Origin of the sequence: Hymenobacter baengnokdamensis, from assembly GCF_008728635.1 — a bacterium.
Classification (GTDB): Bacteria; Bacteroidota; Bacteroidia; order Cytophagales; family Hymenobacteraceae; genus Hymenobacter; species Hymenobacter baengnokdamensis.
Window position 1 is genome coordinate 2639055 of the sequence record NZ_CP044285.1, and the last position, 12733, is coordinate 2651787.

Below are 12733 nucleotides of genomic sequence, written 5' to 3' on the forward strand. Positions count from 1 at the left end.
CTTCTTCTGTTGCCTGCTGTCTACCTCACTAGCTGTGCTGCCTCCCAAAAAGCGGCGCAAACTGATGCCGGCAAGCAGCAGCCTGTCATTGCCAGCAAAGCGCCCAGCCGCTACGTAGAAACAATGCCCACCATCGACGGGCGGGCCACCGAGTGGACCGACTCGCTGCAGTACGATTCGAACAGCCACTTGCAGTACCAGGTGCTCAACGATGCCCGCTACGTGTATGTGCGCCTCAAAGCCAACGATATGCCTACCCAGGCCAAGCTCGTGTACCTGGGCACCATCGTGTGGCTCGACTCTACCGGCCGCAACCAGCAGCAGCTGGGCGTGCGCTTTCCGCTGGCCATCGACCTGAACTCTATAAAGGGCCCGGCCGAGCGACCCATCGGAGCCATTGGCCCTTCGGCCGCCGAGCGCCAGGCCGAGCACATTACCCGCCTGCGCGAAGCCATTGCCGGTGACCACGAAATGGAGCTGCTCAATTACAGAGGCAGCAAAGAGCCCGTTCTGACCGATTCGGAGTCGAAGCTGGGCGTGAAAGCCGCCCTGGGCATTGATAGCCGCAACAACCTGATTTACGAACTGGCGGTGCCGCTCCGGCTCATTTATCGCCGGGTGCCGGCGCTGGCCAGCGGCCAGGCGGCCACGGTGGGCGTGTGGGTGGCCGGCCAGCGGCCGAAAGTGCCCGCTGGTACCGGCAGCCAGTCTTCCGATATGAGCGTAGTTGGCCCGCAGCGCGGCGGGTATGGCGGCGGCTATGGGGGCGGTATGCGCGGTGGTGGCTACGGGGGCGGTATGCGTAGCGGAGCCATGCGCGGGGGCGGCGATACCTTCCAGACCTTTACGCTGAAAACCAGCGCCCAACTTAGCGGTAAATAAGGCCGTTTGTGTATTGCCCTGCTCCTGAATTAGCAAGCTGCTGAAAGAACGTCAGGCGTAGCTCTGCCGAACAATACCCGACTTCTGATTCCGTCAACAACATTCCTATGCAGGTTATCAATCTCACCGAAAAATTTGGGTGCTTTACCGCCCACTGGCACCCGCACATCGTCGCCGACCTCAACGACCAGCACATTAAGCTGGCCAAAGTACAGGGGGAATTTATCTGGCACCAGCACGAGGCCGAAGATGAATTATTTATCGTCATAAAGGGCCAGCTTCACATCGACTTCCGCGACCAGCCCACGGCGGTGCTCAACGCGGGGGAAATCCTGGTTGTGCCCCGCGGGGTAGAGCACCGCCCCCACGCGCCCGAAGAAACCTGGATTATGCTCGTTGAGCCGCAAGCTACCCGCCACACCGGTACCGTGGAGCACGCCCTCACCCGCCACGAGCTACCTCGCATTTAGCCCGACCGTGCTTTGCTACGGCGGCTGGCCCGGAGCATTTTGCTGCGGGTGATTGGCCAGGCGCATAGTGCCGGGCGCAGGCGCTGGCTAAAAGTGCCGTTCGCAATGAAATGCCTCGAACACAAACCTTGGGCTTTGCGTACTCACTTCAAGCGTATCACTCGTAAACTCACCTGCCGCTTCAAAAGGCAGCCCGTTACGATGAAGCTGCCAGGGAACAGGACATAACATGTGTGTAAACCGGGCAGTCATGCTAATCGCAGTCAGCATAGTTTTCTTGTGCCCGAGCGGGTGGTGTTTGTTTAATGAATATTAAATAGTAGCTATGTTTGCCAGCGTTGCTGACATATTACCAGGAACGCCTTAGCAAATAGAGTGAGGCAGAAAAAGTGAGATTGGCCTTCGCATTCCGGTACGGGAGCTTACTCCATATGAGAGATGAATGGGTTGATATAACGTTTGAAATCAACAGGTTAATTAAATATTGACCGGCCGATTCTGGGTGTGCCTGGTATGCATTGTTCCTTGCTATTGTCTAGTCGCTGTTGGCAAGCGTCCTAACCACTGTTCCAGTGCCTTTATGCGCTCTATTTTCTCGGCGGCCACCCAGGAGGCCGCGCGGCTAAATCGGCTCGACACTTACTTCATAGTGGCGGCGCTGGCCGTGCTGCTGCTGGTGACTTACCTGGTCGTGTACACGTCGCTGAAGTTTCGGGATAAGGGCAATGGCATCGAGCCGAAGCAGGAATCGACCAACCTCAGGTTGGAAATGCTCATGATTGGCGGGCCAACGGTGCTGGTAGTCGGCTTCTTTTTTCTGACCATTACCACGACCAGCGCCATTCTGCCGCCCGCCGGCACCACAACTCCGGTGGTGCTTATCACGGGCCATCAGTGGTGGTGGGAGTTTAGGTATCCGGGCACGAACGTGCAGACAGCCAATGAAGTACACCTGCCCGTGGGCCAGCGGCTGCTAGTGGTGGGCACCTCGGCCGATGTGGTACACGACTGGTGGGTGCCCTCGTTCGGCCTGAAGATGGACCTGATACCCGGCTTGCGCAACCACGTGTGGGTAACCATCAAAAAGCCAGGAATTTATGAGGGGGCGTGCAGCGAGTTTTGCGGCCAGCAGCACGCCTGGATGCGTATCCGGGTGGTGGCCCAGATGCCCGCCGACTACGCCCGGTGGCTGCAGGCGGCGGCGCGGCCCGCCGTGGCCGCCCCTTCCGATTCGCTGGCCCGCGTGGGCGGGGCACTGTTTGCGCATTACGCCTGCAGCAGCTGCCACCAGGTGCGGGGCACGCTTGCCGCCGGCCAGCAGGGGCCCGACCTCACGCACTTTGGCAGCCGGAGCACCATGCTGGCGGGCCTGCTCCCGAACACGCCCCAAAACGTGACCCGCTGGCTCACCGACCCGCAGGCCGTAAAGCCGGGCGCGCACATGCCCCGGTTCATTTTTGGCCGCGACAGCATTCAGGCGCTGACCGCGTATTTAACTCAATTAAAATAAGTTATGGCTGCGCAACCCGTACTGGTGCCCGAACCCGCCGAAGCGTTGCCCGACCTCGACCTTGGGGGCGACCAGGGCCTGCTGCAGTGGATTTCATCGGTCGACCACAAGCAGATTGGGATTATGTACCTCTGGGTGGCGCTGCTGTTTATGCTCATCGGCGGGGTCGAAGTCCTGCTTATGCGGGTGCAGCTGGCGGTACCCAAAAACACGTTTATGGGGCCGGAAATCTACAACCAGCTCTTTACCATGCACGGCACCACGATGATATTCTTCGTGGCTATGCCCGCCATTTTTGGCTTTGCCACCTACCTCGTGCCGCTTATGATTGGGGCCAACGAGATGGCTTTTCCCCGCCTGAATGCGCTGAGTTTGTGGATAACATTTTTTGGCGGACTGCTGCTGTATTTCAGCTTTCTGGCGGGCGGCGCACCCGATGCGGGGTGGTTCAACTACGCGCCGCTCAATCAGTATAACTATTCCTTTAGGCCGGGCATCGACTACTACTGCGCAGGACTGCTGCTGGCCGGCATCGGCACCGTATCGGCGGCCTGCAATTTTGTAGTTACCATTCTGCGCTACCGGGTGCCGGGCATGGGCCTCAAGCAGCTGCCCGTTTTCGTATGGATGATGCTGATTGACTCGTTTCTCATCATCTTTTCGTTTCCGGCCCTGAACGCGGCGCTGGCCATGCTGCTGCTTGACCGGCAGCTGCACGCGCACTTCTTCGACGTGCAAGCGGGCGGCTCGGCGCTGCTGTGGCAGCACCTGTTCTGGCTGTTTGGGCACCCGGAAGTATATATCGTTATCCTGCCTTCGTTCGGCATCCTGTCGGAGGTGTTTGCGGTGTTTTCGCGCAAGCCGATTTTTGGCTATTCCTTCATCGTGGGCTCGGGCATAGCCATTGGCTTACTGGCTTTTGGTGTCTGGATTCACCACATGCTGGCGGTGGGCCTGGGCAACGTGGTCAACGGCTTTTTTTCGGCCAGCAGTATGCTCATCGGCATCCCGACGGGCATCAAAATCTTCAACTGGCTGGCTACGATGCACGGCGGCTCGCTGCGCTTTTCCACGGCCATGAAATTCGCCGTGGCATTTCTGGTTGAGTTTACGATTGGCGGGCTGAGCGGCATCGCCTTCGCCATCGTGCCGATTGACCTGCAGCTCACGGACACGTATTTTGTGGTGGCGCACATCCACTACGTATTTATCGGGGGCACCCTGTTTGGGCTGCTGGCGGGCTTGTTCTACTGGTTTCCGAAGATGAGCGGGCGGCAGCTGAGTGAGCGGCTGGGTAGCTGGTTTTTCTGGTTGTTCGTCATCGGCTTCAATGGTACTTTTCTGGTGCAGCACGTGCTGGGTACCCTGGGCATGCCGCGCCGCGTGTATACCTACCCCGACCTGCCCGGCTGGGGCACCCTAAACATGATTTCGACCATCGGCGGCTTCCTGATGGGAGCGGCCACGCTGCTGCTGGTATATATGGTAATTAAGGCCATACGCAGTGGGCCGGCCGCCACCTCCGACCCCTGGGACGCGTTTACGCTGGAGTGGAGCACCGCCTCGCCGCCGCCGCTGCAGAATTTTGACCGCGTGGTGCCCGTGCGCAGCGCCCGCCCCTTCCGCGACCTCAAGCGCCCCGGCGACGCAGATTGGCTTAAACCCGGTAAAAAAGAAGGCTACCATGAAAGAGAACAGTCTGTTGATTAAGCTGGTAGTAGCGACCGAGACGATATTTTTCGCGTCACTGCTCATGGCTTTCATCTATTTTTCGCTCGCGCCGGGTTTCCGGCAGCAGCAGCTGGCGGCGCTCGACCTGCGTAGCACGGGCGGGTTTACGGCGCTGCTCTTTGCCAGCAGCTTTACCTATATGCGGGCCGAAGCCAGCTACCGACAAGGGGCACCGGGCCGGCTCAAGGGCTGGCTACTGGCCACTATCGGGCTGGGGGCGCTGTTTCTGCTGGGGCAGGTACGGGAGTTTCGGGGGCTGTTTGCCCGGCACGTCGACATTGCCAGCAACACCTTTGGTACCAGCTTTTTTACGCTCACCGGCTTTCACGGGCTGCACGTGCTGGCCGGGCTGGTGGTGCTCAGTATCTTGGTGGGTCGGGCCTTTGCCGGCGATTTCAATCAGCCCAACTTATCCGTGCTCAGTGCAGTAGGTATCTACTGGCACTTTGTGGACATCGTGTGGGCGGTGGTGTTTTCGGTGGTTTACGTATTGCCTCACTTTACCCATTTTGGCTCATGAATACGTCCGTCTGGTGGCAGTGGTATTTCAATCCGGGGCTGCTTTTGCTGGTAGCGGGCTTGGCGGCGGCTTACTACTGGCTGGCGGGCGGGCGCTGGCAAGCGCGGGGTGGGGTGTATTTCGCGGGGCTGACGCTGTTTGCGCTGGCCGAGCTGTCGCCGCTGCACTACCTGGGAATGCACGCCCTGTTCAGCGCCCACATGGTGGTACACATCGTGGTGCTGCTGCTGAGCGGGCCGCTGCTGGTGCTGGGCCTGCCGCCGCAGCCGGTGCCGGCCGCCGCGCGGGGGCTGGCCCGGTTTTCGGGTTGGCTGCGCGGGCACGAGTGGCTGGCCTGGGGCGCGGGTGTGGGCATTATGTGGGGGCTGCACGTACCGGCCGTATTCGATGCCTCATTTACTGCTATGCATAACGTATTCAGCCCCTTGCCCATGCTGCACGCGGGCGCGATGCTGCTGGCGGGGGCGCTGTTTAGCTGGCCGCTGTTTGGGCCGGTACCGGCGCAGCACCTGCACCCGCTGGCAGGGGTGGGGTACCTGTTTACGGCCTGCGTAGCCTGCTCACTGCTGGGGCTGCTCCTTACTTTCGCTCCGGCCGATACCTACCAGCACTACGCCCGTGCCTCCTGGTGCGGCACTGCCAGCCTGGCCCCCGACTACGCTACGAATGCCTGGGGCCTCAGCCTGGCCGACGACCAGCAGCTGGCGGGGCTGATTATGTGGGTGCCGTGCTGCTTCATCTACCTGAGCGGCTGCGTGTTTTTGCTGGCGCGGTATTTTGGGGCGGAGCAGGAAACAGTTTCAGCGGCGGCTTTGGTGGGGTGAGGCGCGGCAGGGCTACCCACAGAACGATTTACTTATGACTATTTATTTCTATGTCCGAAGCTGATGCTACCCCGCCGCCTGCCGAGTGGCCCAAGGCTCGCCCGGAAAAGCTGCCGAAGCCCACGTACTGGCCGTTTTTTCTGGCGATGGGGCTCGCCTTTATCTTTTGGGGGCTGCTCACTACCTGGGTAATTCTGGTAGCCGGACTGCTCATTTTTGCCATTGCCCTGGGAGGCTGGATTTCCATTCTACGCCATGAGTGAAACCGACAATACTGCTCCCGGCCCGACTGCCGAAGATGAGCCGCGCCGCGATTTTCTGGTAAAGCTGAGCCTGGGGCTGGGCGGTGTGGCCGCGCTGGCCGTGGGCGTGCCCGTGGTGAGCGCGGTGCTGGCCCCGCTGCTCCAGGCCGACCCCCAAACCTGGCGCAAGGTGGGCACGCTGGCCGATTTTGACATCGGCTCGACGCATCTCGTCAAGTTTGAGAATGCCAACCCGGTGGCGTGGTCAGGGGTATCGAGCGAGTCGGCAGCATGGCTGCGGCGCGACTCGGCCACGGCGTTCACGGCCTTCTCGGTCAACTGCGCCCACCTGGGCTGCCCGGTGCGCTGGGAGCCGGGCGCGGGCCTGTTTATGTGTCCCTGCCACGGCGGCATCTATTACAAGGATGGGACCGTGGCCGCCGGCCCGCCACCGCGCGGCCTCACGCAGTACCACATCCGGGTTTCCGGCCACGATGTGGAGCTGCTCACGGCTCCCATTCCCATCACCGATATCACCGCCTCCTGACCCGCGCCGCCCATGAAGATTTTACGCTCTATCGGGGCCTGGCTGGACGACCGTCTGGGGATTTCGGATACGGTTATGCCGCTGGCCCGGCACCTGGTACCGCCGGGGGCCAAGTGGAGCTACGTGTTCGGGAGTGCGGCGCTGTTTTGTCTTATCCTGCAGGTGGTTACGGGGTTAGCTCTCACGCTGCTTTACCAGCCTACCTCGTCGGAGGCCTACCAGTCGCTGCAGTTTATTACCCACCAGGCGGTGTTTGGGCGCACGCTGCGGGCCATCCATTACTTCGGGGCGTCGGGCATGGTGCTGCTGGTGGGCGTACATATGATGCGTGTGTACATCACAGCCTCCTACAAGTTTCCGCGCGAGATGAGCTGGATAAGCGGGGTATTTCTGCTGTTTCTGACCCTGGCGATGGGCTTCACCGGGCAGCTGCTGCGCTGGGATTCCAATGGCGTGTGGTCGGCGGTGGTGGCGGCCGAGCAGGTGGGGCGCATTCCGGTTGTCGGCACCTACGTGGCGCGGCTGCTGCTGGGCGGCGATACCATCGGTGGGCAGTCGTTGAGCCGGTTTTACTCTTACCACACGCTGTTGTTTCCGGGGCTGCTGCTGGGGCTGGTGGGCTTTCACCTCTACCTGGTTATTCGCAACGGCGTATCGGAGCCGCCGGTGGCTGGCCGGCCCGTCGACCCCAAAACCTACCGGCAGTGGTACCAGGCTATGCTGAAGAAAGTGGGCGTGCCCTTCTGGCCCACTGCTGCCTGGCGCGACACGCTGTTTGGGGCCATCGTTATCCTCAGCATCTTCGGGCTGGCCCTATTGTATGGCCCGCCTGAGCTAACCACGCCGCCCTCACCGGCCACCATCAATACCAACCCGGCCCCCGACTGGTACCTGCTGCCTGTGTTCGCGCTTTTTGCGCTCATGCCCGCCAAAATCGAGTCCTACGTCATTTTTATCGGTCCTATCCTCACCGTGATAGGGCTGCTGGCGCTGCCCTTCGTGTCGAACGCGGGCGAGCGCAGCCCGCTGCGGCGGCCCTGGGCGGTGTTTGGCTCGTTGTGCGTAGTGGTGTTTGTAGGGGCACTGCTGCTGCTGGGCGAGCAGGCACCGTGGTCGCCCAAGTTCACGGCCCAGCCGCTCACGGCCGGCCTCGTGCATTCCAGCGACCCGCAGGTGGTGGCCGGCAGCGCGTTATTTTACAACAAAGGCTGCCTCTACTGCCACCTTATCGACGGCCACGGCGGCCGGCGCGGCCCCGAGCTAACGGAGGTGGGCCGCCGCCTCACGCCCGGCGAGCTGGAAATCCGCATCGTGAACGGCGGCGGCAACATGCCCGCCTATGGCGGGGTGGTTTCTAAAAAAGAGCTGGCCGCGCTGGTCGCATTTTTGGGCACGCGCAAGTAGGCAATGCGCCGCAGTTTGAGCAGTTCCCAGTAGTTCGTCCCATACTTCTAAAAACCGCTGCGAGTATCTGTACCAGTGCTCTAAGTGCTTACGGCCGGCCGTTACGCGCCGGGCTGCGTGAAGTGGTAAGTCAGTACGGGTGGCAGGGCATGGGTAGCCACGATATCGGCAATACCGGCGTGCAGGAAGCTGCTCAGGCCGGAGTGGTGATACGTAGGCAGTACTACCAGGCTGGCCTGTACCTGCTGGGCATACTGCTCGATACCCGTGCTTACCTCATCGGCATTTATCGAGGCTACCTGGCAATGCGTAAGCTGATGGCGCTTGGCAAATACCTGCATCTGCTGTTTGGTTGCCTCATCATTACCATTCGTGGCTACGTGCAACAGGTGCAGGGTAGCGTCTGGGAAAGCCGTCAGCACGGGTTGCAGGCCCGCAAAAGCACTATCGGCATCGGCCGAAAAGTCCGATGGAAAAACGATGGTGCGCACGTCGAAGGCGGCTTGCGGCGGCTTCACAGCCAGTACCGGGCAGGGAGCCAGGCGAATAGTGCGCTCGACATGCGAGCCCAGAAAGAAGTTCTCGCTGCCCCCGTGGTTTTGCACACCCATCACCACCAGGTCGCTGCCGTGTTTCTGAATGGCCCTCAGAATGCCATCGCTGAGGTCGGCCACTTCTACCGTATCCTGCATCGGCACATCGGCGGCCAGGGTGGCGGCCTCGTCTTTCAGTATATGCATCCGGTGCTTGGTGGCCTGCATCAATTTCAGCACAAAGAGCCCCTGCATACCACTGTTGCCGCCGCCGCTGTTGGGCACGATGCCGCCGTGAACGGGTGCGCCAAATGTGCTGAAATTGCCCGTTTCCGTGGGTTCCTGGCCTTCCAGCACATAAAGCAGCGTCACGTTGCCGCCTGTATGCTTAGCTAGCTGCAAAGCCACCTCATAGGCATGATGAGCCTCGGGCGAGAAATCGGTAGGAACCAGGATATTTTTCATACGGCTTGGGGCTAAAGGAGTTAAAAGCGGTCGCCACTGCCACCGCTACCCTTCTACGGTAGATGGCATTGAAACAATAAGCTCCTGATTAAAAATTATTTTAGCTCATCCAATATTCAGCTTCAGCCTCTTAGTCATGGTATCGTAGGGCGGACTTTCAGTCCGCACGTTAACTTACGCGGCTCTCCACTGATTCTGGGTGTGCACTAGATTAATATATAAAAATGTAAATACAAATTCATATATATTACTTTGATATCCACCTGTCGAAGCCTCTCTACCCCTTCACCAGGGGTCCGTACAATGGAGCGGTAGCGAGGCTTCCTATCAGTCAGCAGGACGTTTTTTATGACTGCTTACTTCTCCACGAGTACATAAAGAGAAGCGCGAGGGATAGCCCTCCTCTTTCGGGTGGACCAGGCAGAAACCAGGGTGTTTGGCAACGAGTAGGTCTACCTGCCTACCACCTTAAACAAGGTGCCGGCCGGTAGGCGGTCAGTTAGCTGCATGCCATTGATAATAGCGACTTCTTCGAGGCGCTTGGTGGGCACGCCGTTGGCCGTGAGGGCTTGCGAAAGCGTGGTAGCGGCCGGGGCCTGCTTTATGTGAATGTGCTCGGCCTGCCGGTTGAGCTTGCTGGCCTCGGTGAGGCGCTGGTAGCCCTGCACGGCGCTGGCAAACTGCGGCGCATAGGTGCCAAATGTGGCGGCCGTAGCCAGCCCCACAAAAGCAAACAGCGACTTGCCATCCTGTAAGATATAGCTCTGTACATGGGCCGGCGTGGCCTGGCTCTGCGAAGCGGCCTGGTCGCCTTCAAACGTGAGGGCGGGGAACCCGTTGATGGTGGTGCGCTGCACGTTGCCGGCCGTTACGCCGATTTGTTTGGCCAGCGTTTGGGCGGCCTCATCCAGCGAGCTGCCGCTGACGCCCGTAAAAGCCAGCAGCGCCTTGCCGTTGGGCTCCGACATTTGAAACTGCTCGGGCGAGTTCTGCGATTTCCAGCCCGCCGGAATCGGGAAGCGAAATTTCAGCTCGGGATGATAAAACACCCCATTTTCCACGAAGCCCTCGCGTGGGTCATCGCCGAAGGGCAGCCCGTCGATGGAGCGGAGGTAACTGTCGCGGTTTACCGCAAACGTGGTTTTGCCGCTAGCTTGCTTGGCCTGCGCAGCCAGCCCTTTCACGCGCTGGTAGCGGTCGGCCGAGTTGGGGTGCGTAGAAAGAAACGTGGGAACGCTGCTGCCACTCTGCTGCTCGGTGCGCTCCAGGGTCTGGAAAAAACTGGCCATGTGCGAGGCATCATAACCAACTTTGGTCGAGTATTTAACACCCAGGCCATCGGCCTCATTTTCATCGTTGCGGCTGTATTTAAGCATCCCCAGGCCCACTACCTGCTGCGCCACGCCGCCAATCGACTGCATCACCTGTGGGGCCAGCACCGAGCCCAGCAGCATGCCAATGCCGGTAATGGTGGAGCGGGTTTGCTGCTTTTTGCCGTGCTGCGCCGTAATGTGGCCCAGCTCGTGGCCCAGCACGCCGGTAAACTGCGCCTCGTCGTTGAAATAGGCCATGATGCCCCGCGTGAAGTACACATGACCATCGGGCGTGGCAAAGGCGTTGATAACCGGCGAATCGACAATGGTAAAACCATAGTCGCCGGGCCGGTCCGAAATGGCCGTCATGCGCTTTCCCTGCTGCGTGATGTAAGCCTGCAGCCTGGGGTTATCGTACATCCCAAACTGGGCAATCACCTGCGGGTCGGGCTGGGCGCCTTGCAGCGGCTCCTTGAAGCAAGCAACGTCCCCAATCGGTTTGGCTGGCCTGGCCGGCGTAGCGCTGGCCAGCGGCAGCAGCAAAAGCAGCGTAACAGGCCGCAACACGCGGCGGAATAATATATTCATTATTTGATATATAGTGAAAGTTCTGGATTTTCAAATTGCCAGGTCGAAAAAGCTAAACCGGTTCCCTAGTGGGGGGAGAGCTTGGCCGGCAGCCCACACCGTCCACTGTCTTGGAAACTGTGCTAAATCCTACATTAAAAGCTTTGGAGTACTCCATAACAAAAGCGCCACCATCCGCAAGCCGGACAGTGGCGCTTAAAACGGTGCGCAAAGATGAAGGTTTCGTGTAGCGATTTGATTGCTGCTCGCTATTCTTTCAGCAGCTTGTCCACCGTGCGGTTAAAGTGGGCTTTTTCTTCCTCGTAATACTGCCCCGTGCCCGGCCCCGAAAAGCCGGTGCGGATGCTGCGCACCACGCCTTTTTTATCCAGAAAAATGGTGGTTGGGAAACCCAGAAACTTCGCCAGCTGCGGCAGCGACCTGGCTACCGAGTCTTTGTTCGACACGCCCGCCACGGCCAGGTCGTAGCCGATGTTGAAGCGTTGCTTCATCTTTTGCAAACGGCTGGCCGCCTGCTGGTAGTCAGAGCTACGCTCGTAGCCCAGGCCGATAATCTCCACGCCGCGCGCCTTATTCTGCGCGTACCAGGGCGCGAGGTAAGCGGTTTCGTCCATGCAGTTGGGGCACCACGAGCCCAGGATTTGCAGCACCACCACCTTGCCCTTGTACTTGGGGTCGGTAGGGGAGATGCTGCTGCCCTGCACAATGCTCGGAAACTTGAAATTCAGCCGCGACTCGCCCTTGCGCAGGTAGGTGAGCGTGTCGGCGTCGGGCAGCTTGGCCTTGGGGTCGAGGGTAGCCGTCCAGGTTTCGTGGCCCGATTTGCCTGAGTAGTAGTCGCCATTGAGTTCTCCTCGGTAAGCATTTTCAGCCAAAGCACGTGGCAAGCCGGTTTGCTCATTATTAGCAGCGGTAACCTTTATTTTTGGCTCTTTTTTAGCCTCGAATAAAAAAGCGTGACTTCCATCAAATGTGCTCATACGCAGTCCACTACCCAGTGCACTTCCACTTAGATAACGGTAGTCGCCAGTTGTAGTTAAGAAGGTGCCTACAACATCTGCACCTTTTTGCTGAATCACCCCTACTGCTGGATAACTGTCTTTACCATCGGTAAAAGTGGTTTTCCATGTACCAGCAAAAGAAGCGGCGTCTTTTGAATCGGCGCCGTTAAAAAGCGACTGCGCGCCCGCAGTAGCCACCAGCGGCACCCGATATGGCGTCTTGCTGTCGTATTTCACCCACACGCCTTTCAGCTTATCCTGGCCATCGGCGCGCACCACCAGCGCCGCGTCAAACACGTGCAGGCGAATGGTAACCGAGTCGCCGGCTGCCGAGATTTCGTCGCAGCGCAGGCGCTCCTCGCCGTTCAGCCCTTTATTAACAAGGTACACCACCGGCTTGCCGGCCTCAGTTTTAACCTCGAATAAAAACGGAATTTTCTGGCCCTGCGTGGCCAGTTCGCCGCGCCAGGGGCCGGGTGTAAGCAGCGCGGCGGCCGAAGTGGCACCCGCTGCGCCCGAGCCCGAAGTAGTAGACGAGTTGCAGCCGGCCAACAGCGTAGCTGCCAGAAAGACCAAACAGAGAGATTTCATAAAAGCAAAGTAGAACCGCCAAAACTAGCACCGGCGCCACTTGGTTATAAGATGTGGCTGCTTCGTGCCGAATCGGCGTAAAAGTCGCACAGCGTGCCTCTCCAACCAGCAT

At 59.6% G+C, this 12733-nt stretch carries 12 protein-coding genes; 9 read left to right on the forward strand and 3 right to left on the reverse strand.

Features of this window, described 5'->3' with window-relative positions:
* Positions 1–9: 9 nt before the first annotated feature.
* From F6X24_RS11220 to F6X24_RS11260, 9 genes are all read left to right on the forward strand, one after another.
* A complete protein-coding gene (locus F6X24_RS11220) occupies positions 10–882 on the forward strand; it encodes a hypothetical protein (RefSeq protein ID WP_151088078.1) in 873 nt (290 codons plus the stop codon).
* A 107-nt stretch (positions 883–989) separates the two neighbouring features.
* Positions 990–1352: a cupin domain-containing protein gene (locus tag F6X24_RS11225; protein WP_151088079.1), complete on the forward strand. Its 363-nt coding sequence runs from the start codon at positions 990–992 to the stop codon at positions 1350–1352.
* Between the two features lie 580 nt (positions 1353–1932).
* Entirely contained in the window at positions 1933–2862 is a 930-nt protein-coding gene (gene coxB / locus F6X24_RS11230) for a cytochrome c oxidase subunit II (protein WP_151088080.1), read from the forward strand.
* Between the two features lie 3 nt (positions 2863–2865).
* Entirely contained in the window at positions 2866–4572 is a 1707-nt protein-coding gene (ctaD, locus tag F6X24_RS11235; RefSeq protein WP_151088081.1) for a cytochrome c oxidase subunit I, read from the forward strand.
* Between the two features lie 43 nt (positions 4573–4615).
* Positions 4616–5113, forward strand: a complete 498-nt coding sequence (locus F6X24_RS11240) for a cytochrome c oxidase subunit 3 (protein ID WP_229725057.1) — start codon at positions 4616–4618, stop codon at positions 5111–5113.
* A complete protein-coding gene (locus F6X24_RS11245) occupies positions 5110–5937 on the forward strand; it encodes a cytochrome c oxidase assembly protein (RefSeq protein ID WP_151088083.1) in 828 nt (275 codons plus the stop codon). Before F6X24_RS11240 ends, F6X24_RS11245 begins: the two co-directional genes overlap by 4 nt.
* Before the next feature lie 50 nt (positions 5938–5987).
* On the forward strand, positions 5988–6200 hold the full coding sequence (locus F6X24_RS11250) for a hypothetical protein (RefSeq protein WP_151088084.1): 213 nt from the start codon (positions 5988–5990) through the stop codon (positions 6198–6200).
* Positions 6193–6726, forward strand: coding sequence for a QcrA and Rieske domain-containing protein (locus tag F6X24_RS11255; RefSeq protein WP_151088085.1), 534 nt, complete (start codon positions 6193–6195; stop codon positions 6724–6726). The genes F6X24_RS11250 and F6X24_RS11255 overlap by 8 nt, the downstream gene beginning before the upstream one ends.
* A gap of 12 nt (positions 6727–6738) precedes the next feature.
* On the forward strand, positions 6739–8130 hold the full coding sequence (locus tag F6X24_RS11260; RefSeq protein WP_151088086.1) for a cytochrome b N-terminal domain-containing protein: 1392 nt from the start codon (positions 6739–6741) through the stop codon (positions 8128–8130).
* A 101-nt stretch (positions 8131–8231) separates the two neighbouring features.
* Here the strand turns inward: F6X24_RS11260 and F6X24_RS11265 are convergent, their stop codons facing one another.
* From F6X24_RS11265 to F6X24_RS11275, 3 genes are all read right to left on the reverse strand, one after another.
* On the reverse strand, positions 8232–9128 hold the full coding sequence (locus tag F6X24_RS11265; RefSeq protein ID WP_151088087.1) for a universal stress protein: 897 nt from the start codon (positions 9126–9128) through the stop codon (positions 8232–8234).
* Positions 9129–9580: 452 nt separating this feature from the next.
* Positions 9581–11029 carry a M48 family metalloprotease gene (locus tag F6X24_RS11270; RefSeq protein WP_151088088.1) on the reverse strand — a complete coding sequence of 483 codons (1449 nt, stop codon included), beginning with the start codon at positions 11027–11029 and terminating at the stop codon, positions 9581–9583.
* Between the two features lie 248 nt (positions 11030–11277).
* Positions 11278–12621: a peroxiredoxin family protein gene (locus tag F6X24_RS11275; protein ID WP_151088089.1), complete on the reverse strand. Its 1344-nt coding sequence runs from the start codon at positions 12619–12621 to the stop codon at positions 11278–11280.
* Between the last annotated feature and the right edge of the window lie 112 nt (positions 12622–12733).

Bases quoted from the DNA above. Each gene is read 5' to 3' on its own strand.
- F6X24_RS11225 (WP_151088079.1), top strand. From the start codon at position 990: ATGCAGGTTATCAATCTCACCGAAAAATTTGGGTGCTTTACCGCCCAC.
- coxB (WP_151088080.1), top strand. From the start codon at position 1,933: ATGCGCTCTATTTTCTCGGCGGCCACCCAGGAGGCCGCGCGGCTAAAT.
- ctaD (WP_151088081.1), top strand. From the start codon at position 2,866: ATGGCTGCGCAACCCGTACTGGTGCCCGAACCCGCCGAAGCGTTGCCC.
- F6X24_RS11240 (WP_229725057.1), top strand. From the start codon at position 4,616: ATGGCTTTCATCTATTTTTCGCTCGCGCCGGGTTTCCGGCAGCAGCAG.
- F6X24_RS11245 (WP_151088083.1), top strand. From the start codon at position 5,110: ATGAATACGTCCGTCTGGTGGCAGTGGTATTTCAATCCGGGGCTGCTT.
- F6X24_RS11250 (WP_151088084.1), top strand. From the start codon at position 5,988: ATGTCCGAAGCTGATGCTACCCCGCCGCCTGCCGAGTGGCCCAAGGCT.
- F6X24_RS11255 (WP_151088085.1), top strand. From the start codon at position 6,193: ATGAGTGAAACCGACAATACTGCTCCCGGCCCGACTGCCGAAGATGAG.
- F6X24_RS11260 (WP_151088086.1), top strand. From the start codon at position 6,739: ATGAAGATTTTACGCTCTATCGGGGCCTGGCTGGACGACCGTCTGGGG.
- F6X24_RS11265 (WP_151088087.1), bottom strand. From the start codon at position 9,128: ATGAAAAATATCCTGGTTCCTACCGATTTCTCGCCCGAGGCTCATCAT.
- F6X24_RS11270 (WP_151088088.1), bottom strand. From the start codon at position 11,029: ATGAATATATTATTCCGCCGCGTGTTGCGGCCTGTTACGCTGCTTTTG.
- F6X24_RS11275 (WP_151088089.1), bottom strand. From the start codon at position 12,621: ATGAAATCTCTCTGTTTGGTCTTTCTGGCAGCTACGCTGTTGGCCGGC.